21 protein-coding genes are annotated in these 23,483 nt (G+C 70.0%); 14 read left to right on the top strand and 7 right to left on the bottom strand.

Annotated elements, in window-relative coordinates:
• Positions 1-2 precede the first annotated feature (2 nt).
• The 8 genes from HQ312_RS00955 (at position 3) to HQ312_RS00920 (ending at position 8,674) form a co-directional block, all read left to right on the top strand.
• The gene (locus tag HQ312_RS00955) at positions 3-572 is read left to right on the top strand and encodes a DUF6676 family protein (RefSeq protein ID WP_231476272.1); all 570 of its coding nucleotides are present in this window, start codon (positions 3-5) and stop codon (positions 570-572) included.
• A gap of 288 nt (positions 573-860) precedes the next feature.
• Positions 861-2,486 (top strand): NlpC/P60 family protein, encoded by a 1,626-nt coding sequence (locus tag HQ312_RS00950; protein WP_374198270.1) that lies wholly within the window; start codon positions 861-863, stop codon positions 2,484-2,486.
• Positions 2,487-2,581: 95 nt separating this feature from the next.
• Complete coding sequence (locus HQ312_RS00945; RefSeq protein ID WP_222637579.1) at positions 2,582-3,799, top strand: MoxR family ATPase; 1,218 nt, start codon at positions 2,582-2,584, stop codon at positions 3,797-3,799.
• Positions 3,796-4,806, top strand: a complete 1,011-nt coding sequence (locus HQ312_RS00940; protein WP_374197736.1) for a DUF58 domain-containing protein — start codon at positions 3,796-3,798, stop codon at positions 4,804-4,806. Before HQ312_RS00945 ends, HQ312_RS00940 begins: the two co-directional genes overlap by 4 nt.
• Positions 4,803-5,798, top strand: a complete 996-nt coding sequence (locus HQ312_RS00935) for a VWA domain-containing protein (RefSeq protein WP_056444650.1) — start codon at positions 4,803-4,805, stop codon at positions 5,796-5,798. The genes HQ312_RS00940 and HQ312_RS00935 overlap by 4 nt, the downstream gene beginning before the upstream one ends.
• Before the next feature lie 108 nt (positions 5,799-5,906).
• Entirely contained in the window at positions 5,907-6,665 is a 759-nt protein-coding gene (fabG1, locus tag HQ312_RS00930; RefSeq protein WP_056444648.1) for a 3-oxoacyl-ACP reductase FabG1, read from the top strand.
• A 68-nt stretch (positions 6,666-6,733) separates the two neighbouring features.
• On the top strand, positions 6,734-7,558 hold the full coding sequence (gene inhA, locus HQ312_RS00925; RefSeq protein ID WP_222637578.1) for an NADH-dependent enoyl-ACP reductase InhA: 825 nt from the start codon (positions 6,734-6,736) through the stop codon (positions 7,556-7,558).
• A gap of 63 nt (positions 7,559-7,621) precedes the next feature.
• On the top strand, positions 7,622-8,674 hold the full coding sequence (locus HQ312_RS00920; RefSeq protein ID WP_222637577.1) for a ferrochelatase: 1,053 nt from the start codon (positions 7,622-7,624) through the stop codon (positions 8,672-8,674).
• A gap of 103 nt (positions 8,675-8,777) precedes the next feature.
• Here the strand turns inward: HQ312_RS00920 and HQ312_RS00915 are convergent, their stop codons facing one another.
• A complete protein-coding gene (locus HQ312_RS00915) occupies positions 8,778-9,599 on the bottom strand; it encodes a hypothetical protein (RefSeq protein WP_222637576.1) in 822 nt (273 codons plus the stop codon).
• A gap of 133 nt (positions 9,600-9,732) precedes the next feature.
• Here HQ312_RS00915 and HQ312_RS00910 point away from each other — a divergent pair, with 133 nt between their 5' ends.
• The 3 genes from HQ312_RS00910 (at position 9,733) to HQ312_RS00900 (ending at position 12,306) form a co-directional block, all read left to right on the top strand.
• Complete coding sequence (locus HQ312_RS00910; RefSeq protein ID WP_056444639.1) at positions 9,733-10,581, top strand: DUF3097 domain-containing protein; 849 nt, start codon at positions 9,733-9,735, stop codon at positions 10,579-10,581.
• 63 nt (positions 10,582-10,644) lie between these two features.
• A complete protein-coding gene (locus HQ312_RS00905; RefSeq protein ID WP_222637575.1) occupies positions 10,645-11,076 on the top strand; it encodes an NfeD family protein in 432 nt (143 codons plus the stop codon).
• Complete coding sequence (locus HQ312_RS00900) at positions 11,077-12,306, top strand: SPFH domain-containing protein (RefSeq protein ID WP_051613228.1); 1,230 nt, start codon at positions 11,077-11,079, stop codon at positions 12,304-12,306. It begins immediately after the preceding gene.
• Positions 12,307-12,309: 3 nt separating this feature from the next.
• Here HQ312_RS00900 and HQ312_RS00895 read toward each other — a convergent pair whose 3' ends face one another.
• The 3 genes from HQ312_RS00895 to HQ312_RS00885 all read right to left on the bottom strand — a co-directional run bounded on the left by HQ312_RS00895 (position 12,310) and on the right by HQ312_RS00885 (position 14,223).
• A complete protein-coding gene (locus HQ312_RS00895; protein ID WP_222637574.1) occupies positions 12,310-12,888 on the bottom strand; it encodes a hypothetical protein in 579 nt (192 codons plus the stop codon).
• A complete protein-coding gene (locus HQ312_RS00890) occupies positions 12,888-13,484 on the bottom strand; it encodes a hypothetical protein (protein WP_027505318.1) in 597 nt (198 codons plus the stop codon). Before HQ312_RS00890 ends, HQ312_RS00895 begins: the two co-directional genes overlap by 1 nt.
• 115 nt (positions 13,485-13,599) lie before the next feature.
• Complete coding sequence (locus tag HQ312_RS00885) at positions 13,600-14,223, bottom strand: TVP38/TMEM64 family protein (RefSeq protein WP_285186007.1); 624 nt, start codon at positions 14,221-14,223, stop codon at positions 13,600-13,602.
• 274 nt (positions 14,224-14,497) lie between these two features.
• Between HQ312_RS00885 and HQ312_RS00880 the strand changes: the two genes are divergently transcribed.
• From HQ312_RS00880 to meaB, 3 genes are read left to right on the top strand one after another with little or no spacing between them, the layout of a single operon-like run.
• Positions 14,498-16,429, top strand: a complete 1,932-nt coding sequence (locus HQ312_RS00880; protein ID WP_082544466.1) for a methylmalonyl-CoA mutase family protein — start codon at positions 14,498-14,500, stop codon at positions 16,427-16,429.
• Positions 16,426-18,708 (top strand): methylmalonyl-CoA mutase, encoded by a 2,283-nt coding sequence (gene scpA / locus HQ312_RS00875; RefSeq protein ID WP_261781959.1) that lies wholly within the window; start codon positions 16,426-16,428, stop codon positions 18,706-18,708. Before HQ312_RS00880 ends, scpA begins: the two co-directional genes overlap by 4 nt.
• Positions 18,709-18,710: 2 nt before the next feature.
• Positions 18,711-19,721, top strand: coding sequence for a methylmalonyl Co-A mutase-associated GTPase MeaB (gene meaB, locus HQ312_RS00870; protein ID WP_222637573.1), 1,011 nt, complete (start codon positions 18,711-18,713; stop codon positions 19,719-19,721).
• A gap of 2 nt (positions 19,722-19,723) precedes the next feature.
• Here the strand turns inward: meaB and HQ312_RS00865 are convergent, their stop codons facing one another.
• The 3 genes from HQ312_RS00865 to HQ312_RS00855 are packed head-to-tail and all read right to left on the bottom strand — an operon-like array spanning position 19,724 to position 23,481.
• Complete coding sequence (locus HQ312_RS00865) at positions 19,724-20,767, bottom strand: nucleoside hydrolase (protein ID WP_222637572.1); 1,044 nt, start codon at positions 20,765-20,767, stop codon at positions 19,724-19,726.
• Positions 20,768-20,779: 12 nt separating this feature from the next.
• Positions 20,780-22,183, bottom strand: a complete 1,404-nt coding sequence (locus HQ312_RS00860; protein ID WP_222637571.1) for a CoA transferase — start codon at positions 22,181-22,183, stop codon at positions 20,780-20,782.
• Positions 22,180-23,481, bottom strand: a complete 1,302-nt coding sequence (locus HQ312_RS00855) for a trans-acting enoyl reductase family protein (RefSeq protein ID WP_222637569.1) — start codon at positions 23,479-23,481, stop codon at positions 22,180-22,182. Before HQ312_RS00855 ends, HQ312_RS00860 begins: the two co-directional genes overlap by 4 nt.
• Between the last annotated feature and the right edge of the window lie 2 nt (positions 23,482-23,483).

Raw genomic sequence — 23,483 nt, 5'->3', positions numbered from 1 at the left:
CGATGTCTCTCTCTCCTCTCCCGGCCCTACCGCTGAGTGATCAGCCGCTGGTCGCCCTCCCGATGATCAGCGAGGTGCCGACGTTCGTCGACCTGCAGGCGACCCTCGCCGACGTCGCGGACGACGGGGTGGCCGCGCCGGGTCAGGACGTCGTCGGGCTCGAGGGTGTCGTGGCGCGCGCCGGCGAGCACGGTATCGACCTGAGCATCGTCGTGCTCGACGCGCCGGCGCCGCTCGATTCGCAGCTCCGCGATCTCGCCACGTCGGTCGGTGCCACCGACGGTGGGACGGTCCTCGTGATCGGTCCGGGACAGGTCGGCACGTTCAGCGACTCGATCGATCGCGTGACGCTCGAAGCGGGTCAGGATCAGGCGTACACCGGCAACGCGGTGCAGTCCGCGGACAACTTCCTCGACGTGCTCGTCGAGCCCGGCCCACCGTGGACCGGCATCACTCTGGGCCTCGTTCTCGTGGTCGTCGCCGTGCTCGGCGGCACCTGGTGGGTGAACGAACGCCGTCATCGTTCGGGAGATGTCACCGATCGAGAGGCCGTCACGCCCGACGGGCAGTGACCGTTCCCAAAAAAGTCTCAACGAATCTTTCTCGGACAACGTCCTGATCAGCGCGGATGCGGTCGGCGGAATGACACATGTGTCATTTGTGACTGGAGTTCCTTAAGCGTTCGAAGTGTCGTACGGTTCGCATGGCACTGCTTGGGGAAGAAGTGTCGCAGAGGGGCTGATCGTTGCTCCCGGGTCGGCCGTTGTCGGCTGTGGTCCGGGATCCTGTCACGCTGCGTCGTGTCCTCCCCACGCGTGCGGTGGGTGAATCCGCACTGCGGACGTGAGGGAGACGAACAGGTGAAGCGATACTCCGGAGGTCGACGGCACGTCGGTCGATCGCGGGCTCTGCGTCGCACGATCGGGGGCGCCGTCGTCGCGACGACGCTGCTGCTGTCCGGGACGGGGTTCCTCGCACCGAGTCTCGCGTCCGCCGTGCCGCCGCCCCCGCCCAATCCCTCCGACTCCGACATCGCCGCCGCCGGCGCGCGCGTGGGGGACCAGCTCGGACGAGTCGGTCAACTCATCGACCAGGTCGCCTCGGCCAACCAGCAACTCGCCGCGATCGACGCGCAGGTGGCCGTCAAGCGCGAGGACGTCAACAAGGCCCTCGTCGACCTGCAGAACGCTCGCACCGTCGCCGACGCCGCCGCGGCGGCCGTCGGCATCGCGCAACAGGCCCTCCGCGACGCCGGCCAGATGATCTCCGACGCGCAGAAGAAGTTCGACGCCTTCGCCGTCACCGACTACGTCAAGGGCACCGGGTCCGCCGGTGTCTCCTCACTCCTGGACGCGCAGGGGCCGCAGGACGTGCTCGATCGCGCGCAGATCCTGCGGATGCTGTCCGCCAAGCAGAACGCCACCCTGGACAGCCTGCAGCGGGCGCGTACCGAGGAGGCCAACCGAGACTCCACCGCACGCCAGAGCAAGATCGAGGCCGACCGTGCCTCCGCGGAAGCGGACGCGAAGAAGGACGAGGCGGAACAGGCCATCGCCGCGGCCGTGTCCGCACAGCAGGAGCAGGCAGCGCAGAAGGCGGCCGTCGAGGCACAGCGGGACAGCGCCTCCGCCGAGCTCGAGCAGGCGCGCAACGACGCCGCGGGGCTCGAGGGACAGCGCGACGCGTACTCGCAGTGGGACCAGCAGCGTCAGGCGGAGGAAGCCGCCGCCGCGGCAGCCGCGCAAGCAGCGCAGGAGGCAGCGGTGGCCGCGGCCGCCCGGGTGGCCGCGAACCAGGCCGCCGCCGATCGTGCCGCAGCGTTGGTGGACGGGGAGCGCGACCACACCGACCTGACCGGATCGACGTCGAGCGGCACCTCGTCGGGCGGCACGTCGTCCGGTACCTCGTCCTCGGGCGGCACGTCCTCGGGTACCTCGTCGTCGGGAAGCACGTCGTCGGGCAGCACGTCGTCGGGCAGCACGTCGTCGGGCAGCACGTCGTCGGGCAGCACGTCGTCCGGCGGCGGTCGCGGGACCGCCACCAAGGATCCGTCGCTCACCGGGTCCGCAGCCATCGAACTCGTCATCGACCGCGGCATGTCCGTGTTGGGCACCCCCTACTCGTGGGGTGGCGGCAACGAGAACGGGCCGACCAAGGGCATCCGTGACGGCGGTGTCGCCGACAGCTACGGCGACTACAACAAGGTGGGCTTCGACTGCTCCGGCCTCATGATGTACGCCTTCGGTGGACTCGGGATCTCGCTCCCGCACTACACCGGCTACCAGTACACGGCCGGCAAGCAGGTGCCGTCGTCCCAGATGCGCCGCGGCGACATGATCTTCTACGGTCCGGGCGCCTCGCAGCACGTCGCCCTCTACCTCGGTGACGGCAAGATGCTCGAGGCTCCGCAGTCGGGATCGGTGGTGAAGGTGTCGCCCGTCCGTTTCGACGGCATGACGCCGTACGCCGTCCGCATGGTGGAGTGACACCCCGTCCGAGCAGGTAGAACGTCATGTGTCCTCGCCACCTGCAATAGTGGTGCTCGGCAGCAGAGTCCGGGTAGAAAGCGGTGGTTCCACAGGTGACGTCACGAGAGACCGACACGACCGACATCTCTCGGGACGTGCAGACGCTCGAGAAGGCCGTCTACGAGGTCAAACGCGTCATCGTCGGTCAGGACCGACTGGTCGAACGCATCCTCGTCGGGCTTCTCGCACGGGGGCACGTCCTGCTCGAGGGTGTTCCCGGTGTGGCGAAGACGTTGGCGGTGGAGACGTTCGCGACGGTGGTCGGGGGCTCGTTCTCCCGCGTGCAGTTCACGCCCGACCTGGTGCCCACCGACCTCATCGGTACGCGCATCTACCGTCAGGGCAAAGAAGAATTCGACACCGAGCTCGGCCCGGTGGTCGCGAACTTCGTGCTCGCGGACGAGATCAACCGAGCTCCGGCCAAGGTGCAGTCGGCTCTCCTCGAGGTGATGGCCGAGCGCCACGTCTCCATCGGTGGTCACACGTACCCCATGCCGGATCCGTTCCTGGTCATGGCGACGCAGAACCCCATCGAGAACGAGGGCGTGTACCCCCTTCCCGAGGCGCAGCGCGACCGCTTCCTGTTCAAGATCGTCGTGGACTACCCGACGGTCGAGGAGGAGCGCGAGATCGTCTACCGCATGGGCGTCGCGGCACCGAAGCCCAAGCAGATCCTCGACCCGGTCGAGTTGGTGCGCCTCCAGAACGTCGCGGCGTCCGTGTTCGTCCACCATGCTCTGGTCGACTACGTCGTGCGCGTCATCGCCGCCACCCGTACTCCGCGCGACGTGGGCCTCGACGACGTGGCCGGCTGGATCGCCTACGGCGCGTCACCCCGTGCGACCCTCGGCATCATCAGTGCCTCCCGTGCGCTGGCGTTCCTGCGTGGACGGGACTACGTCGTGCCGCAGGACGTCCTCGACGTGGTGCCGGACGTGCTGCGGCACCGTCTCGTGCTCTCGTACGACGCCCTGGCCGACGAGATCACACCCGAGCAGATCATCACGCGCATCCTGCAGACCGTGGGTCTGCCGCAGGTCGGCGCCCAGCCGGTCCAGCAGCAGGCGCCGGCTCCCCAGCACAACGGGCCCTTGCAGAACGGCCCCCAGCAGGCGGGACCGGGCGGACCGCAGCAGTTCCAGCCCGGACCCCCGCAGCCCGGTCCCGACGGACCGTCGCAGCAGGGTGGCCCCCAGCAGAACGGTCCTCAGCAGGGTGGCCCGGCGCCGTGGATGCAGAAGCAGACTCCCGCGACCGATCCCACGCGGTGACCATGGCGTCACCCACGGGTGGCCGGCCCGGTGATCCGGTGTTCGGCGCGCCCGCCGTGCAGCAGTCGTTGCGCGGTGCGCCCCCGTCCTTCGCCTCGGGATCGCTGGAGGACCCTCGGTTGTCGGCTGCGCTGCGCACCCTCGAGCTGACCGTTCGTCGGCGCCTCGACGGCGTTCTGCACGGCGATCATCTGGGCCTCATCCCGGGCCCGGGTTCCGAGCCGGGCGATGCACGCGAGTATCAGCCGGGCGACGACGTACGTCAGATGGACTGGTCCGTCACCGCCCGGACGACGCACCCCCACGTCCGGCAGAGCGTCGCGGACCGCGAGCTCGAGACGTGGATGGCGATCGACCTGTCGGCCTCCCTCGACTTCGGCACCGCGGGGTGCGAGAAGCGCGACCTCGCCGTCGCGGCCACGTCGGCCATCGCGCATCTGACCAGTGGCGGCGGCAACCGCATCGGCGCCGTCGTCGCGACGGGCGAACGCGTCGTCCGGGTCCCCGCGCGGGGTGGTCGGGCGCACATCCAGTCCCTGCTCCGCACCGTGGCCACCACACCGCACGCACCCGACGGCACCCGCGGCGACTTCGTCGGCGCCATCGACGCTCTGCGACGGCCCGAACGTCGACGCGGCATGGTGGTCGTCGTCAGCGACTTCCTCGGTCCGACGGACTGGGAGCGTCCGCTCCGCGCCCTGGCGGCGCGCCACGACGTGCTGGCCGTGGAGGTCGTCGACCCCCGCGACCTCGAGCTGCCGGATGTCGGTGACGTGGTGTTGCACGATCCAGAGACGGGACGGACGCGGGAGTTCAGCACGACACCCCGGTTGCGGGAGGACTTCGCGGCCGCCGCTGCGGCGCACCGCGCGAACGTCGAGAAGATCCTGCGTGGCTGCAGCGCGCCTCGGCTCACCCTGCGGACTGACGGCGACTGGATCGCCGACGTCGTCCGCTTCGTGTCCCGGCGACGCCACGGCGCGAGCATGGGAGCGAGTACGCGGTGAGCCTGTCCGATTTCTCGTCACCCTGGTGGCTGCTCTTCCTCCTCGTGGTCGCGGGCCTGGTGGTGGCCTACGTGCTCGCGCAGCGCCGCCGTCAGCGCAACACCATGCGCTTCACCAACATGGAGTTGCTCGAACGCGTCGCACCGAGGCGCCCCGGACTGGTGCGCCACGTCCCCACGGCGCTCGTACTCGTGGGGCTGCTCTTCCTGACCGTCGCGCTGGCCGGACCGACGTCCGATCAACGGGTTCCGCGTAATCGGGCGACGGTCATGCTGGTCATCGACGTGTCGTTGTCGATGGAGGCCACCGACGTCCAGCCGACGCGACTGGCAGCGGCGCAGGAGGCCGGCAAGCAGTTCGCCGACGGCCTGACTCCCGGCATCAACCTCGGACTCGTCGCGTTCGCGGGCACGGCATCGGTGCTGGTCTCACCGACCACCGATCGTGAGGCGACGAAATCGGCCATCGATCGGCTGCAGCTGGCCGAGCGGACCGCCACGGGCGAGTCCATCTTCACGGCGATGCAGTCGATCGAGACACTCGGCGCGGTTCTCGGTGGATCGGACGCGGCGCCGCCGGCACGGATCGTGCTGCTGTCCGACGGCAAGCAGACCGTTCCCGAGAACCCGGACGACCCGCGCGGTGGGTACACGGCGGCCCGCGAGGCGGAGACGAAGGGGATCCCGGTCTCCACCATCTCGTTCGGCACCAGTTACGGCACGGTGGACATCACCGACGAGCAGGGCGACACCCAGCGCGTCGCGGTGCCCGTCGACGACCCGTCGCTCGAGGAGATCGCACGCCTGTCGGGTGGCAACTTCTTCACGGCGTCGAGTCTCGAGGAACTCACCGAGGTGTACGACACGCTCGAGGAGCAGATCGGCTACGAGACCACCCGCGGTGACGCGAGTCGGCCCTGGTTGATCGCCGGAGTGCTGTTCGTGTCGGCGGGACTTGTCACAGCATTGTCACTACGCCAGCGAGTCCCCTGACACGCATCGGTAAAGTACGCGCGGGTCGAGGCGATCGACGACGTCCGTGATCGCCCACCGACTGGCCGTTGCTGCGAGCAGCACCCCCGAGAGAGAAGGTTCATCCGTATGTCCTCTGCGCCCGAGTCCGCGACACCCGACGCGACGGCCGGCGGGGGATTCGTCTCCCGGTCCGTGCTCGTCACCGGCGGTAATCGGGGCATCGGCCTGGCCGTGGCCCGCCGACTCGCCGCGGACGGCCACAAGGTCGCGGTCACGCACCGCAGCTCGGGTGCACCGGACGGACTGTTCGGGGTGCAGTGCGACGTCACCGACACCGCGTCCGTCGATGCCGCGTTCACCCAGGTGGAGAAGCATCAGGGCCCCGTCGAGGTGCTCGTCGCCAACGCGGGCATCACGGACGACACCCTGCTGATGCGGATGACCGAGGAGCAGTTCACCTCCGTCATCGATGCCAATCTCACCGGCGCGTTCCGGGTGGCCAAGCGAGCGAGCCGCTCGATGCTGCGGGCACGCTTCGGACGGTTCGTCTTCCTCGGTTCCGTCGTCGGTCAGGCCGGCGGACCCGGCCAGATCAACTACGCGTCCTCCAAGGCGGGTGTCGTCGGCATGGCGCGCTCGCTCACCCGTGAGCTGGGCTCGCGTTCGATCACCGCGAACGTCGTGGCACCCGGGTTCATCGAGACCGACATGACGGCCGAGCTCGACGACAAACTGCGGGACACCGCGCGCGAGTACATCCCGCTCAAGCGACTCGGTACTCCCGAGGACGTCGCCGCGGTGGTGAGCTTCCTCGCGTCACCCGATTCGAGCTACGTCTCCGGCGCGATCATCCCGGTCGACGGCGGTATGGGCATGGGCCACTAGCCCACCTCGTCCCGACTCCTGCCCGATCGACTCGGGCCCACCAGACTTCACACGAAAGGCACACGCACATGGGCGGACTGCTCGAAGGCAAGACCATCCTGATCACCGGGATCATCACCGACGCGTCCATCGCGTTCCACGCGGCCAAGGTCGCGCAGGAGCAGGGAGCCAAGGTCGTCATCACCGGGTTCGACCGGCTGCGACTGATCGACAGGATCGCCCAGCGACTTCCGGCGCCCGTGCCGCCGGCGATCGAGCTCGACGCGACGAACGAGGAGCATCTCGCCGCACTCGCCGGTCGCATCTCCGAGGTCGCTCCGGAGGGCATCGACGGCGTTCTGCACTCCATCGCGTTCGCTCCGCGCACCCTGATGGGCCCGGGTTCCAAGCCGTTCCTGGAGGGACCGGGTCCCGACGCAGCCGCCGCGTTCCAGATCTCTGCCTGGTCCTACGCCTCGCTCGCACGCGCCGTGCTCCCCGTCATGAACGAGGGTGGATCGATCGTCGGCATGGATTTCGATCCGCGCACGGCGATGCCGTTCTACAACTGGATGGGCGTGGCGAAGGCTGCGCTCGAGTCGGTCAACCGCTATGTCGCCCGCGAGGTCGGCGAGGCCAAGAAGGTCCGTTCCAACCTGGTCGCCGCGGGCCCGATCAAGACGCTCGCCGCCAAGGCCATCGCGGGTACCGCGACGGGTGACGCGGACAAGATGAACCAGCTCAACGAGTACTGGAACGGTGCGTCCCCGATCGGCTGGAACTTCAACGACCCGACGGCCGTGGCCAAGTCGATCTGCGCGCTGCTGTCGGACTGGCTGCCGGCGACCACCGGGTCGATCGTCTACGTCGACGGCGGCGCGAGCCACAACACCTGGCTGCCCGAGAATCTCTGACATCTCGCCTCGATCCGAGCATCCTCTCGGGTCCACCGAAACGGGTTCCGGCACAATGGCGTCATGACCTACGACGCGCTTCTGCTGCTGTCCTTCGGTGGGCCCGAGGGGCCGGACGAGGTGCGGCCGTTCCTGGAGAACGTCACCCGTGGCCGCGGAATCCCGCCCGAACGCCTCGATGCCGTCGCCGAGCACTACCACCACTTCGGTGGGGTCTCGCCGATCAACCGACTCAACCGCGAGATCATCGCCGCGGTCGAAACCGAGTTCGCGCTCACGGGCATCGATCTGCCGGTGTACTTCGGTAACCGCAACTGGCACCCCATGGCGGAGGACACCGTCGCCGCGATGAAGGCCGACGGCGTGCGCAACGCGCTGGTGTTCCCCACCTCGGCCTGGGGCGGGTACTCGGGCTGTCGGCAATACCACGAAGACATCGCCCGCGCCCGTGCCGCCGTGGGGGAGGGTGCTCCGCAGCTCACCAAACTGCGGCAGTACTACGACCATCCGCTCATGGTGGATGCCTTCGCCGACGCGATCCGCGCGGCGATCGGCAGGCTTCCGGCGGATCGCCGGGCCGGTGCTCGCGTGGTCTTCACGGCGCACTCGGTGCCCGTCTCGGCGGACGAGGCCGCGGGTCCGCCGTCGGCGGGCGGCCACCTCTACAGCCGTCAGGTCACCGAGGCGTCCCGATTGTGCGCCGCCGCAGCAGGTGTCGACGAGTTCGACGTCGTGTGGCAGTCCCGGTCGGGACCGCCACAGATCCCGTGGCTGGATCCCGACATCTGCGATCACCTCGAGGCCCTGGCGGAGACGGGCGTCGACGCCGTGGTGATCTGCCCGGTCGGGTTCGTCTCGGATCACCTCGAGGTGGTGTGGGACCTGGACACCGAGGCGGTCGAGAAGGCGCAGGAACTCGGCATCGCTCTCGAGCGTGCCGGCACCCCGGGTGCGGACCCTCGATTCGCCCGGCTCGTGCGCACGCTGGTCGAGGAACGCACCGTGGGCACCGCGCCGCTGCGTCTGGGTTCCGAGCCCGCCTTCGGGACCACCGTCGACGGAACGCCGTGCAATCCCGGCTGCTGTGAGCCCCCAGTGCGTCGCCGCCCGGCCTGACAGCTCGAACATCCCGGAACCACCCACCCGCGAGTACGCCGAAAATGTCGTGATCCGGGCATGGATCGCGACACTACGGACGTACTCGCGCGAGGGGGTACCGCTAGCGTCGATCGGGCGACAGGTACCCGTCCACGGCGGCGCGCACGGCGGCACGGCGCGCGGCGCGCACGGCGCGACGCAACGGTCGGAGCACGGCTTCGCGGGCCTCGGCACCGCTGCTGCTGGGTGCCTCCGAGGGCGCCGACGTCTGCGCGGCCGCGAGGATGGCGTCCACCCGGTCGGCCGTGTCGAGAACTCGGGTGGTGCGTTCGGGGAGCGGCGGGTAGCGATGGCGGCTCGCGATGGCGAGGCGCTCGGCAATCATCGTGTGCGGGTCGCCGCCGGAACGGCCGGTGTCGACCGTCTGCACCGCGGTGAGGGCCTCGGCCGCACTCCGGACGGTGTCCCGCATCGAGTACTCGATCTCCCCGAGCGCCAGCTCCTGGTAGGTGACCGGCACGGTGACGGTGAACACCGTCCACCGCATGACGTCGGGGCCCTCGTCGGTGGGGACGAGTCCGACACCCGGCTGACCCGGCACTCCGATGACGACGCCTTCGCCCGCGAGCACGGCGGCTGCCGAGAACGCGGAGTCGGTCGGCAGCCCGGCGACGTCACCGGGGGCGGGAAGAACCATGTCGACGGTCACCTCGCGGTCGCCGACGGGCGCCGCGGCGCGGACGACTCGGAGCAACTGGGCGATGCCGACGTCACGAGGAGTGGGCCACGGGAGGTCGTGCCGCTCGGATGTCTCGGGATCGGCGGCGACGACGAGGGCCAACGGTGCCCACTCGGTGAGGGCATCGATCACGTCGTCGGGCGGCGCGGCTCCGGCGAGCCAGGCGCCGCACCAGATGGCGAGGCTCGAGGATGGGGACGACACCGTCCGATCATAGGCGGCGTCGGAGGCGACCGGCGTGGCTGCGGTCGGGGAGTGCGCGGCGCCGATACCGTGGGACGGCCCGGTGACCCGACAGTCCTGTCCCGGGAGTGAGCGCGGAGGGCGAGGGAAGACGATGACAGCGGACAACCGGTACGGCGGCGACATCTTCGCCGGGCACGCGAGGCGAGCGCGACGCGTGGTCCCGACGATGGCGGCCGAACGGGACGTGGTGGTCGAGGACGCGGCGACCGGATTCTGCGGCGCCGTGGTGGGTTTCGAGCGCACGTACGACGGTGACTTCGTCCGGCTCGAGGACGGCCGAGGCGTACGGAGGCTCTTCGCGATGCGCGAGGCCGCCTTCCTCGTCGACGGAAGCCCGGTGACGCTGACGCGTCCGGCGCCGACCCGTGCCGTCGCTCCGACCCGCTCGGCCTCCGGGTCGACGCGGGTGGAGAACGTACGAGCGAAAGTGGCTCTGCCCAGCCGTATCTGGGTGGAGGGCATTCACGACGCCGCCATCGTCGAACGGGTCTGGGGCCACGACCTGCGGGTCGAGGGTGTGGTCGTCGAGCATCTCGAGGGACTGGACAACCTGGCAGAGCGGTTGCAGGAGTTCGGACCCGGGCCGGGACGCAGGGTGGGGGTTCTCGTCGACCACCTCGTCGACGGTTCGAAGGAGGACCGCCTGACGCGGTCGCTCGGCCCGTACGTGACGGTCACGGGACACCCCTACATCGATGTGTGGGAGGCGGTGAAGCCCGCCGCGGTGGGCATCGAGGCATGGCCACGGATCCCGCGCGGCACCGACTGGAAGACCGGCATCTGCCGCGAGTTGGGTTGGGGCACACCGCAGGACGGGTGGCGCCGGGTCTACGGTGCGGTGTCCAGTTTTCGCGATCTCGAGGCGCCACTCATCGGCGCGGTGGAGCGCCTCGTCGACTTCGTCACCCTGGGTGACGAGAACGGGGAGACAGGTCGGTAACGATCTCCCCACGACGGTCGCGCGCACCCCACGGGCTCGTCGTTCGTCGCTACTGTGGAGTTCGTGGTTGCACTTCTGTGGCTCGTCGGAGCGGTGATTCTCGCTGCGGGTGAAGCGCTGTCCGGAGATTTCTTCCTTCTCATGCTGGCCGGCGGGGCCCTGGGTACCGCGGGCATCTCGGCGCTGACCGACTTCCCCGTGTGGGGCGACGCGATCGTGTTCGCGATCCTGTCCGGAGCCCTCGTCCTGGGTGTCCGGCCGGTGCTGACCCGCCGGTTCTCGACGCCCCCGCCGACCCCCACCGGGATCGCCGCGCTCACCGGGCGATCCGCGCAGGTGCTCGATGCCATCGATCAGCACTCCGGCACGGTGCGGCTGGACGGTGACGTGTGGACGGCTCGTCCGCTCGATCCCACCGAGGTGTACGCGGCCGGAACGACCGTGACCGTGATGAAGATCGACGGCGCCACGGCCGTCGTGTGGAAAGGACCCTAGATGGGTGACTATGCCGCCTTGATCGCCCTTGCCGTGGTGGTGCTGTTCGTCGCCGTGGTGGTGGCGAAGTCGGTGACGCTCGTGCCGCAGGCCGAGGCCGCGGTGATCGAGCGTCTGGGCCGATACTCCAAGACGGTTTCCGGGCAGCTCACGTTCCTCGTGCCGTTCGTCGACCGTGTCCGGGCGAAGGTCGACCTGCGTGAGCGCGTCGTGTCCTTCCCACCGCAGCCGGTGATCACGCAGGACAACCTGACGGTGTCCATCGACACCGTCGTGTACTTCCAGGTCACCACCCCGCAGGCCGCGGTCTACGAGATCAGCAACTACATCGTCGGTGTCGAGCAGCTCACCACGACGACGCTTCGCAACGTGGTCGGCGGTATGACCCTGGAGGAGACGCTCACCTCGCGTGACTCCATCAACGGCCAGCTCCGCGGAGTGTTGGACGAGGCCACCGGGCGATGGGGCCTGCGTGTCGCCCGAGTGGAGCTCAAGAGCATCGATCCGCCGCCCTCCATCCAGGAGTCGATGGAGAAGCAGATGAAGGCGGACCGCGAGAAGCGCGCCACCATCCTCACGGCCGAGGGACACCGTGAGTCGTCCATCAAGACGGCCGAGGGTGACAAGCAGTCGCAGATCCTGTCCGCGGAGGGCGCCAAGCAGGCCGCCATTCTCTCCGCAGAGGGTGAGCGTCAGTCCCGCATCCTCCGTGCGCAGGGTGAGCGGGCGGCCAAGTACCTCAACGCACAGGGTGAGGCGAAGGCCATCGAGAAGGTGTTCGAGGCGATCAAGGCCGGCAAGCCTACGCCGGAGTTGCTCGCGTACCAGTACCTGCAGACGCTGCCGAAGATGGCGCAGGGTGACGCCAACAAGATGTGGGTGGTGCCGTCCGACTTCGGCGACGCCCTGAAGGGCTTCGCCAAGAATCTCGGTGCACCGGGCGACGACGGCGTGTTCCGCTTCGAGCCCAGCGACCAGGGCGAGACGCACTCTAAGCCGGAGGACGACTCCGCGGAAGTGGCCGACTGGTTCGACACGAAGACGGACCCGGCCATCGCTCGGGCGGTGGCCGACGCCGAGGCCGTGGCACGCAAGCCTGTCGACACGTCGTTGGCCGCCGCACCCAACCCGGCGCGGGACTCGGCTCCGGAGCCCGCAAAGGCCGTCGAGGCCTCCACGCCGGACGGGTCCGGGTCGGGCGACGACGCACCGCGCGAACTGGACCGCTGACGGTCAGGCAGCCAGACCCGCGCCGATGCCGCCCGCGGCGAGTGCCCAGAGCACGCTGGTGAAGGTGCCGATGATGAAGTACTCGGACGCCCGCGGATCGCGGAGTTCGGGGTAGCGCGCGAGTCCCTTCACCGCGAGCACCACGGCGATGCCCTCGGGCCACCCCGCGAGCACTGCGACCACGACGGCGATGCGTTCGAGTGTGCCGATGACGAGCCCCCCACGCAGGACGGGGCGCTCGTCGTCGGCATCGCCGTCTCCGGGCTCGGGCCGTCGGCGCGCGAGATGGAAGACCGCGGGAACGACGACGGTGCCGCCGGTGACGGCGACCGCGACGACCAGGACCATCGCGACGACGAGTGGTGGCCCGGTGACCGGTGCGCCGGCGATCGCGGCAGCGAGACCCGCCAGTGCGAGCATCCCGGCGGACAGGAGTGCCGGAATCCACCAGCGCAGCGGCGGCAGCCACCGGACGCGGCGTCCCGGCGCAGCCGTCGGTGGGATCGTCGGCACCGGTCGGGCGGGAAGCAGTGCTGCTCCGGCGGAGAGCGCGAATGCGAGCAGCGCGAGGGTGGTCGCCATCAGGCGTCCGTTCCGCGTGCGCGCAGATCGGCGAGCGCGAGCATCCGCGCCACGACCGGTCGTGCTGCACGCTCGGCCTGCCACCCCGCGACGGCCAGTCGTTGGGACACTGCCTGCGGTGTGATGGACAGTTCCTCGGCGACGGCGGTCTGCGATCCGAGCCTGCGGACACTGTCGACCGCGGCGCGGCCCTGCTCGGTGCGCCGGACCAGGAGCAGTGCGAGCAGTGCCACCACGGCGTCGGCATCGCCGGCGGACTCGGCGTCACCGCCGCGGACCGCGATGTGGGCGACGGCGTTCTTGGCGCTGTCGACGGCGTCCCGCGCGGCTTCGAACGCCGGGCCCCGACCCGCTCTGGTGGAGCGTGGCAACGGATCCTCCACGGCCCCCACCCCGATCCCGACGCTCCAGTGCCCGTCCTCGAGGAAGTCGAGGGCGAGGTCGAGTGCCACCGACGCGTCGTCCGCCACACCCTGGACCTCGTCGCCGGCCGTGCGTTCGAACGGGCGGACCAGGTCGGTGGCTCGGTCGAGGATGTCGGCGACGCGATCGATGTCGCGTCGACTTCCGCGTTGGTCCACGGTCAGAACGAACATCGATCAACCCTAGAAGCTTGATCAGTCCGAATCAAGCCTCGAGTCTTGATGCGTTGCGACGTACAGAGTTCGTCGTCGACCTTGATCCAGCCACATCAAGCCCGTGACCTTGACCTCATCGATCGCCGGCCACCGGCATCCGCGCGTCCAGGATCAGTCCCACGACGCCCACGGCAATGCAGACCCCCGAGATCGCGAGCAGGACCGGATCGCCGTGACCGGCCAGAGCGTCGCCGAGCAACACGATGCCGACCGTTCCCGGGATCACCCCGACCACCGTCGCCAGCGCGAACGGCACCACGGCCACCGAAGACAGGCCGGCGGAGTAATTGACCACCGAGAACGGCACCGGCGCGATGAGTCGAAGACTCCCCACCGCCAACCATCCCCGTCGCGCGAGACGGGAATCGACGGCCCGGATCACCGGATGGTCCCAGCGTGCGGTCACCACGTCGCGGCCGAGTGCTCGGACCAGCAGGAACGCGAGCACTGCACTCACGGTCGTCGCTGCGACCGCCACACCGACCCCCGTCACGGGTCCGAACAGCACACCCGCCGACACCGTGAACAGGGTGCGGGGGATCGGCGCCACCGTGATGATCGCGTGCGCCGCGAAGAAGACGAGGGGGAAGGCCGGCCCGACGGCGACGGCCCACTCCCGCACGCGGTCGATGGTGGGGAGGGGGACGAGCAGTGCCACGACGATCAGGGCGGCGAGCACGGTGACGGTCGCGGCCACGCGCAGCACGAGCGCGCGGCGGCCTCCGACGACGATCGACTCCTCCGACGGCACTGTGTCGTGCGGGTCGATGTCGGGGGTCGTCACGTCTGCTCACGCTACCGAAGAGCGATGCGAGCGGTGCTCGTCGACGCGGTCGGAACGGTCACTAGGAGGACCAATGCTCGGACGCCCTACTAGTGTGAAGTTTGTCTCAGGCCACTGTGATGGGACTCGGGATAGCGTGCCCGGAGTGCGGTTAACATCACAGCATCCGCAGGCGCGAAAGGGACACATGGCCACGTCACACACCGGGACACCGGATTCCGTCGCTGCCGAGGACGTCGGCGCGGCCGTACCGGTGAGCAGCGCCGAGGAGGGTTTCGCGACCTGGCGCCGCGGCGTGGCCGGGGTGCTGGCCAAGGCTCGTCGGGTGGACGTCTCGGAGCTCCCCGAGCATCCGGAGACGCTGCTCGAGGTGACCACGTACGACGGGGTCACGGTGCGGCCCCTGTACGGGCCGCTGGACGAGACTGCCGAGGCTCCGCTGCCCGGCACCTTCCCCTTCACGCGCGGCACGGACGCGCATCGCGACGTCAACGTCGGGTGGCTGGTCGCCGGTCGGTTCGGTCGTCCCGCCGGTGCGGACTCGGACGCGGCGACGCTCAACGACCAGCTCCTCGACGCGCTGCAGAACGGCACGAGCGCCCTGTGGCTCGACACGGCGTCCGTGGGCGCCGAGGGCCTGGCCCGCGCACTCGACGGGGTCCTGCTCGACCTCGCGCCCCTGACACTGGACGCGGGTGCGGACGTCACAGCGGTGGCCGACGCGCTGTTCGCGCTCCTGGACGAGCGCGGTGCCGCCGCCGACGTCCGACTGGGGGCGTCACCGCTGACCGATCGATTCGCCGACCTCCCGGGTGCGAGCGAGCAGGACGCGATCGATCTCGCGGTGCGGGCAGTGGCGCGCACCGAGCGGGTGCGCGCGATCACGTTGGACGGCACCGTGTTCCACGCTGCCGGGTCGGCAGACGCGCAGGAGGTCGGTCTGACCGTCGCGGCCGGACTCGAGTATCTGCGCGCGCTCACGGCGGCGGGACTGTCCACTGTCGAGGCATTGGGACAGGTGGAGTTCCGGCTCGCGGCCACCGACGAGCAGTTCGAGACCATCGCCAAGTTCCGTGCGGCCCGGCGGGTCTGGGCCCGGGTGGCCGAGGTGCTCGGGGCGCCGGAGCACGGCGGGGCCCCACAGCACGCCGTCACCTCGGCGGCGATGATGACGCAGCGCGATCCCTGGGTGAACATGCTGCGCACGACGCTGGCCGCGTTCGGCGCCGGTGTGGGCGGAGCCGACGCGGTGACCGTCCTGCCGTTCGACGCCGCGATTCCCGGCGGCGCCGCGGACGTCTCGCAGACCTTCGCCGCACGGATCGCGCGCAACACCCAGCTGCTCCTGCTCGAGGAGTCCCACCTGGGTCGGGTGGTCGATCCGGCCGGTGGTTCCTGGTACGTCGAGTCGCTCACCGACGCGCTCGCGGACTCGGCGTGGTCGGTCCTGCAGGCGGTCGAGGCCGCCGGCGGTTACCGCGCCGCCCTGGAGTCCGGTGAGATCGCGCGCCGGGTCGAGGAGACCCGAGCTGCCCGTGCGAGCGACATCGCCCACCGCCGCACCGCGGTCACCGGTGTCAACGAGTTCCCGAACCTGCAGGAGCCGTCGCCCGCGGCCTCGGGGAACGGCACCGTCGCCGGACGTCCCGCGACGCGGTACGCCGCCGAGTTCGAGGCGCTGCGTGATCGCAGCGACGCGGTGCTGGCGGACAAGGGCAGTCGCCCGGTGGTGCTGCTGGCGCCGTTGGGCAGCGTCGCGGAACACAACGGACGCACCACGTTCGCGGCGAACCTCATGGCGTCGGGCGGGATCGAGGCGGTGAACCCCGGTGCGGGAGCCGATCTCGCCGCGGTGGCACGCGAGACCGCCTCGCCGATCGCCGTGCTGTGCGGCACCGACAAGCGGTACGCCGCCGAGGGACCGGACGCCGTCGCCGCTCTGCGGTCGGCGGGGGTGCGGACGGTGCTCGTCGCCGGCGGTGCCTCGGCCTTCGCGGACGCGTCGCCGGAACAGACCCCGGACGGACATCTCACGCTCACCATCGATGCCGTCGCCGAACTGAGTGCTCTTCTCGATGCACTCACCGGCGAGGCTCGTACGGAAGGACACACCGCATGACCGACGACGCTGGTGACATGGGCCCCGTGGGCAGTTTCGCGGACGTTCCGCTCGTCGACCCCCGCGGCGCGGACGCGGCAGCGCCGGCGGGGGTCGACGATGCGCGCGCCCACGTCGAGGCGGCCGCGGCGGCCCACGGCTACTCGCCCGAGCAGGTGGTGTGGTCCACCCCCGAGGGCATCGACGTCCGACCCCTGTACACCGGCGCCGACCGGGCGGAGGCGGCCGAGGCCGGGTACCCGCTCGACTCCTACCCGGGCACGGCTCCGTTCCTGCGCGGTCCGTACCCGACGATGTACGTCAACCAGCCGTGGACGATTCGTCAGTACGCCGGATTCTCGACGGCGTCGGAGTCCAACGCGTTCTACCGTCGCAACCTCGCTGCCGGTCAGAAGGGGCTGTCGGTCGCGTTCGACCTCGCGACGCACCGCGGCTACGACAGTGACCACCCGCGCGTGCAGGGCGATGTCGGCATGGCGGGTGTCGCGATCGACTCGATCTACGACATGCGCCAACTCTTCGACGGGATCGACCTGGGGTCGGTGTCGGTGTCGATGACCATGAACGGCGCCGTGCTGCCGATCCTGGCGCTGTACGTCGTCGCGGCGGAGGAGCAGGGCGTCGGACCGGAGAAGCTCGCCGGCACCATCCAGAACGACATCCTCAAAGAGTTCATGGTGCGCAACACCTACATCTATCCGCCCGAGCCGTCGATGCGGATCATCTCCGACATCTTCGCGTACACCTCGACGCACATGCCGAAGTTCAACTCGATCTCCATCTCCGGTTACCACATCCAGGAAGCCGGCGCGACGGCCGATCTGGAGCTCGCGTACACCCTCGCCGACGGGGTGGAGTACATCCGCGCCGGGCTGGCCGCGGGCATGGACATCGACACGTTCGCCCCGCGGCTGTCCTTCTTCTGGGCCATCGGCATGAACTTCTTCATGGAGGTCGCCAAGCTGCGCGCGGGCCGGTTGCTGTGGGCGGAGCTGGTGCAGAAGTTCGATCCGTCCAGCGCGAAATCACTGTCGCTGCGCACACATTCGCAGACGTCCGGCTGGTCGCTGACGGCGCAGGACGTCTTCAACAACGTCTCCCGCACGTGTATCGAGGCGATGGCCGCGACGCAGGGACACACGCAGTCACTGCACACCAACGCGCTCGACGAAGCGCTCGCGCTGCCCACCGACTTCTCCGCCCGGATCGCCCGCAACACCCAGCTGCTGCTGCAGCAGGAGTCCGGCACGACGCGGCCCATCGATCCGTGGGGCGGCTCGTACTACGTGGAGTGGCTGACCCACCAGCTCGCCGATCGGGCCCGCGCGCACATCGCCGAGGTCGAGGAGGCCGGCGGAATGGCCAAGGCCATCGGCGAGGGCATCCCGAAGCTCCGCATCGAGGAGGCGGCGGCGCGGACGCAGGCGCGCATCGACTCCGGTCGGCAGCCGCTGGTGGGTGTCAACAAGTACGTGCCCGACGAGCCCGACGCCATCGAGGTGCTCAAGGTCGAGAACTCGCGGGTGCGCACCGAGCAGATCGAGAAGCTGGAGCGGCTGCGCGAGGAGCGCGACCCCGGCCGCGTCGAGGCGGCGCTGTCCGCCCTCACCGCGGCGGCCGCGTCCACCGACGGCGGGATGGAGAACAACCTGCTCGCCCTCGCCGTCGACGCGGCGCGGGCCATGGCGACGGTGGGCGAGATCTCCGACGCTCTCGAGAAGATCTACGGACGGCACCGCGCCGAGATCCGCACGATCAGCGGTGTCTACCGGGACGAGGCGGGGAAGGCCACGAACATGGTGCATGCAGGCGAGCTGGCGACGGCGTTCGCGAAGGCGGAGGGCCGCCGACCCCGCATCCTGGTAGCGAAGATGGGGCAGGACGGACACGATCGCGGGCAGAAGGTCATCGCGACGGCGTTCGCCGACATCGGCTTCGACGTCGATGTCGGCCCCCTGTTCCAGACCCCCGAGGAGGTGGCGAACCAGGCCGCCGACAACGACGTCCACGTCATCGGGGTGTCGTCGCTCGCCGCCGGTCACCTGACGCTGGTTCCGGCGCTGCGGGAAGCACTCGCCGCCGTCGGCCGGTCCGACATCATGGTCGTGGTCGGCGGCGTCATCCCGCCGGGCGACTTCGACGCGCTGCGTGAGGCCGGGGCGGCCGCGATATTCCCGCCCGGCACGGTGATCGCCGACGCCGCGGTCGATCTCATCGGCCAGCTCGCGGAGAGCCTGGGTCACGGCGCGGCCGTCTCGGACGCAGGAGCGAACGCCTGAGCATGTCCGACGCGACCGCAGCACGTCCCACGCGTCCGGCGATCGATCTCGACGCGCTCGTGGCCTCGGTGCGGGCCGGTGAGCGTGCCGGGCTGGCGCGTGCCATCACCCTCGTCGAGTCCACCCGCGACGACCATCGCGACCTCGCCCAACAGATGCTGCTCGAGCTCCTTCCGCACGCCGGGGGGTCGCATCGGGTGGGCATCACGGGCGTACCGGGAGTCGGCAAGTCGACGTTCATCGATGCCCTGGGCATGACACTCATCGAGAAGGGCCACCGCGTCGCGGTTCTCGCGGTGGATCCGTCGTCGACCCGTACCGGGGGCTCCATCCTCGGGGACAAGACGCGGATGGCACGGCTCACGGTCGCGCCCGAGGCGTACATCCGGCCGTCCCCGACGTCGGGAACCCTCGGCGGTGTCGCGAAGGCGACCCGCGAGACGATCGTGCTGCTCGAGGCGGCCGGCTACGACGTCGTGCTGGTGGAGACCGTCGGGGTCGGGCAGTCCGAGATCACGGTCGCGGGCATGGTGGACACCTTCTGCTTCCTGACGCTCGCGCGCACGGGAGATCAGCTGCAGGGCATCAAGAAGGGTGTCCTCGAACTCGCCGACGTGGTCGCCGTCAACAAGGCCGACGGGAACCATCTCCGCGACGCCAAGGGTGCCGCGCGCGAACTCGCCGGAGCGCTCCGACTGATCTACCCGCACGACGCCCTGTGGACGCCGCCCGTGCTGACGATGAGCGCGATCGAGGAGACCGGACTCACGGAGTTCTGGGACACTGTGTGCCGCCATCGCGACGTCCTCAGCGCGGCAGGCGACTTCGACGCCCGCCGCCGCGACCAGCAGGTCCAGTGGGTGTGGACCATGGTGCAGGACCAGCTGATGCGCCGACTGTCGTCGAGTCCCGCGGTGACCGCCGTCCGCGCCGACGTGGAGAGGCGCGTGGCCGACGGATCGCTCACGGCCGCACTGGGTGCGCAGGAGATCCTGACCGCCTTCGACGGCTGAACTCAGGTCCCGGCGGCGAACGCCCCGACCGTCGCGAGCAGGTGATCGAAGAAGGCGTCCGGATCGGTCGACACGGCGATCGCGGCATTGGGGCGACGTCCCCAGAACCCGCGCCGGTCGGCCACCGTCGTTCCCCGCGTGAGGGTCCCGACGAGTTCGACGTCGACGGTGGCCAGGGCGTACTCGGCGATCTCCGGGTGCAGTGCGACGGCCGCCGCGAACGGGTCGTGCATGTGCGCCAGGTATCCCTCACCCTGCGCGTGGTGGAACTCCATGTAGAACCGCACCGCGTCGGTCAGGTACCGCACGACGGGCACCGACGCCGTCGAGCGTGCTCCCACCTCGTCGATCGAGAGATGCTCCACCGGAACGGATCCGGCGATCTCTGCCAGACGTGCCACGTGCGACGGACGCATCTCGATCCGTTCCGTCAGGCCCAGGGCGCACACGATCGGCTCCCGGCCCGAAGGCACCGCGTCGAATGCGTCGAACACCTCCTTCGCGGCTTCCGGGTCGACCGCCACGTTCCATTCGGATGTGGGCGTCGTGTTCCCCGGGTGATCGATGCTGCCGCCCATGATCACCAGACGCTTCAGCAGCACGGGTAGTGCGGGCTCGAGCCGCAGTGCCAGAGCCAGATTCGTCATCGGACCGGTCACCAGTCCGACCAGCTCGCCCGGGTTCTCGCGCGCCAGGTCCACCCACGCCTGCGCCGCCGTCCGATCGGAGACGGTCATGGTGGGCGCCGGCAGATTCGCGTAGCCCACTCCCAGCGGACCGTGCGTGTCCTCCGTCGTCATCAGCGGGGCGACCAGAGGTGCGTCGACGCCGACGGCCACCTCCACGTCGGTCAGACCACAGATCTCCAACCAGGACAGCGTGTTTCGTGTCACCTGCGCGGTGGGCACGTTGCCCGCCGTGCAGCACACGGCCACGATCTCGGCGTTCGGACTCGCAGCCAGGTAGACCAGAGCGAGGGAGTCGTCGATTCCGGTGTCGACGTCGACGAGGAGTCGAGTGCGGGCGGGGGAGTCGACGTCGGTCATGCCGCCATCCTGTCAGGACGGGAAGCGTGGCTCGTCGCGTCCCCACGGGCGGGCCGGGAAGGGGTGATCGTCGTACTCCGCGAGCGCCGGTCGGGCCGTGCGCACGTCGTCGTGGAGGACGGTGTGCTCGTCCGTCGGCAGCACGGGGTCGGCCGGAGTGTCGACCCTGCCGTCGGCATCGAGCAGCCAGGCGGCAGTGCGTGCCAACGAGACCGACACCGTCCTACCGATGCCACCGTCGAGGCGCTGGGTCAGAGCGTCGACGATTCCCGCCGCCAGCAGGTGGCCGGACGCGTGATCGAGCGCTTGCACCGGCAGCGCCCCCGGAACCCCGGCCGTCCCGCCGTCATCCGACCGGCCTCCGGCCTTCCCGCCGTCATCCGACCGGCCTCCGGCCTTCCCGCCGCACATGTTCGCGATGCCGGACGCCGCCTGCACCAGGCTGTCGAATCCGCGCCGCCGTGCCCACGGCCCCCGGCCGCCCCACGCACTCACCGTCCCGATGATCGCTCCGCTCGGCCGGTGCGCGCGGAGGTGGTCGTCGATGTAGGAGCCCGGCCGGTAGCCGCCGACCACCACGTCCACCGACGACATCAGCGCCGTCAGTCGCTCGTCGTCGTCGTCGACGAGCACGTCCAGGAGTGTCGAGTACTTGCCGGCGCCGGTGTCGAGGTGCTGGGCTTCGATCTCCGGCAGCAGTGGGGAGTCGACCCGCAGTACCGATGCACCGAGGAGGGCCAGATCGCGCGCGGCGACCGGGCCGGCGATGACCCGCGTGAGATCCAGTACGCGCACCCCGGCCAGCGGTCGCATCGGGTCGGTCGGTGGTTCGGGGAGCGACGGCAGACCGTCGGGACGCACGGTGGACGAGACGATGGGGCCGGAACGCGTGAAACGGCCGGGCGCCGAGCCGAACCACTCGTCCGGGGTCCGCACCGCCACGACGAGCGCGCCGAGTTCTGCTGCACGCTCCTCCACGTCCAGAGCCTCGTGGCGGAGCAGAGCCGCCGCGACGGCGGTGTGGTCGGCGTCGTCGGCGAGCTCGAGTAGCGAGAGCAGTCGCGCCCGGTGGTGCGGGTAGTTGGCGTGGGTGCGCACCCACCCGTCCGCGGTGCGGAAGAAGCCGGACAGGGCGGCGAACCCTGCGACCGGCCGCCCGTCGATGCGCAACAGTCTGTCCCCCGCGAACGACGCGGCGACCCGATCGCCGACCACCACGCGCGGTGACGGTGCGGTCAGCCCCGAGGCGACGCGGAACCGGTCGACCGCGGAACCGAGTGCAGCGACCGCACCGACGGCCAGCGCGGCCACCGGCAGGGTCGACGACAACACGCCCTCGGACACGGGTCGCACGGTGATGTCGGCGGCCTGAGCGAGACCCAGGTCGGCCTGGTACCGGTGCAGCAGGTCGGTCATACCTTGCGCGCGGAGATCTCCATGCCGGCGCCGCGGAGTCGGTGGATCAGCGCGTCACCGATTCCGGAGGCCGGGGTGAGCACGCCGCCGCCGACGGAGGGGAGTGCGTCACGGTCGAGCGCGAGCGCCAGTGCCGATTCGCCCAGCATCATGGCGGTGGCCGCGTAGCCAGGATCGCCCTTCGCCTTCACGCGCGAGACGTACCGGTCACCGGTGCTGGTGGTGGTGTAGACGTCGATCGTGAAATGCCCCTTCTGCCGGGTCTTCTCGCTGGGACCGTCGCCCGGCTTGGGCAGGATCTTGTCGAGAAGGAACCGGGTGGGTTTGAAGGCCATGCCCGCGACGAAAGCGCCCAGTCCGGCGAGCACGGCACCGGCGATCACCGGGGAGGCGGGCGACGAGCCCACGCTCATGACCTCGCTGTAGCGGAAGTTCTTGCCGTACGGGTATCCGAGCAGCGCGTTCGTGCGGCGCACGACCCGAGTGTTGTACGAGGACATCACGAACGGTGCCTTCCACCCCTTGAGATCGGGGTGGATGTCGGCGCCCTTGACGATGGGGGTGTCGCTCTGGCGTCCCAGATCCGGCTCGATCGAGCGGTCGGGGCTGAGCGAGTAGGGGCTCGCCGCCATCTTCGCCGCGGCGCGGTCCTTCGTGATCTCGTCGATCTGGCCGCGCAGCGAGTCGATGGTGCCGCCGCTGACCCCGCCGCTCATCGACGTCACGACGAGGGTGGTGTCGGTCAGGTCGCCTGCTCCGTCCTCGTGGACCTTGGAGTAGAGCGCGTGCACGCCGATGTCGGACGGCACCGAGTCGAAGCCGCAGGAGTGCACGATCCGAGCGCCGGTGGAGTGTGCGAGATCGTGGTTCTGGTCGGCACTGAGACGAGCGAACAGCACCTCGCCGGTGAGGTCGACGTAGTCCGTGCCCTGCGCCGCGCAGACGTGCGCGAGCGTGCGTCCGAACTTCGCGTACGGCCCGACCGTGGTGATGACGACCTGTGTGCGAGAAGCGATGTCGATGAGCGCGGCCTCGTCGTCCGCGTCCGCGACGAGCAGTGGCCAGTCGGCGGCGCGGGACGGCAGACCGCGACGGGTCGACTCCAACTTGGATCGGGACCGGCCCGCGAGTGCGATCGACGTGCCCTGCGGGGCATGATTCGCCAGGTACTCGGCGGTGAGCGCGCCCACGAAACCGGTGGCGCCGTAGACGACGACGTCCAACTCGCGATCCCCTGCCGTGTCGAGATCGGACGCAGTGTCGAGTTCGGATGGGTCAGGTGCGGAAGTCTCGGCCATCA

Origin of the sequence: Rhodococcus sp. BP-316 (genome assembly GCF_019836105.1) — a bacterium.
Lineage (GTDB): Bacteria > Actinomycetota > Actinomycetes > Mycobacteriales > Mycobacteriaceae > Rhodococcoides.
This window is presented reverse-complemented; position numbering and strand designations above follow the sequence as displayed.

Excerpts from the sequence above, each read along its gene's own strand:
- HQ312_RS00890 (WP_027505318.1), bottom strand. The coding sequence starts at position 13,484 with ATGTTCGTTCTGACCGTGGACCAACGCGGAAGTCGACGCGACATCGAT.
- HQ312_RS00860 (WP_222637571.1), bottom strand. The coding sequence starts at position 22,183 with ATGACCGACCTGCTGCACCGGTACCAGGCCGACCTGGGTCTCGCTCAG.
- HQ312_RS00895 (WP_222637574.1), bottom strand. The coding sequence starts at position 12,888 with ATGGCGACCACCCTCGCGCTGCTCGCATTCGCGCTCTCCGCCGGAGCA.
- HQ312_RS00955 (WP_231476272.1), top strand. The coding sequence starts at position 3 with ATGTCTCTCTCTCCTCTCCCGGCCCTACCGCTGAGTGATCAGCCGCTG.
- scpA (WP_261781959.1), top strand. The coding sequence starts at position 16,426 with ATGACCGACGACGCTGGTGACATGGGCCCCGTGGGCAGTTTCGCGGAC.
- HQ312_RS00910 (WP_056444639.1), top strand. The coding sequence starts at position 9,733 with ATGACAGCGGACAACCGGTACGGCGGCGACATCTTCGCCGGGCACGCG.
- HQ312_RS00920 (WP_222637577.1), top strand. The coding sequence starts at position 7,622 with ATGACCTACGACGCGCTTCTGCTGCTGTCCTTCGGTGGGCCCGAGGGG.
- inhA (WP_222637578.1), top strand. The coding sequence starts at position 6,734 with ATGGGCGGACTGCTCGAAGGCAAGACCATCCTGATCACCGGGATCATC.
- HQ312_RS00880 (WP_082544466.1), top strand. The coding sequence starts at position 14,498 with ATGGCCACGTCACACACCGGGACACCGGATTCCGTCGCTGCCGAGGAC.
- HQ312_RS00865 (WP_222637572.1), bottom strand. The coding sequence starts at position 20,767 with ATGACCGACGTCGACTCCCCCGCCCGCACTCGACTCCTCGTCGACGTC.
- meaB (WP_222637573.1), top strand. The coding sequence starts at position 18,711 with ATGTCCGACGCGACCGCAGCACGTCCCACGCGTCCGGCGATCGATCTC.
- HQ312_RS00855 (WP_222637569.1), bottom strand. The coding sequence starts at position 23,481 with ATGGCCGAGACTTCCGCACCTGACCCATCCGAACTCGACACTGCGTCC.
- HQ312_RS00900 (WP_051613228.1), top strand. The coding sequence starts at position 11,077 with ATGGGTGACTATGCCGCCTTGATCGCCCTTGCCGTGGTGGTGCTGTTC.
- fabG1 (WP_056444648.1), top strand. The coding sequence starts at position 5,907 with ATGTCCTCTGCGCCCGAGTCCGCGACACCCGACGCGACGGCCGGCGGG.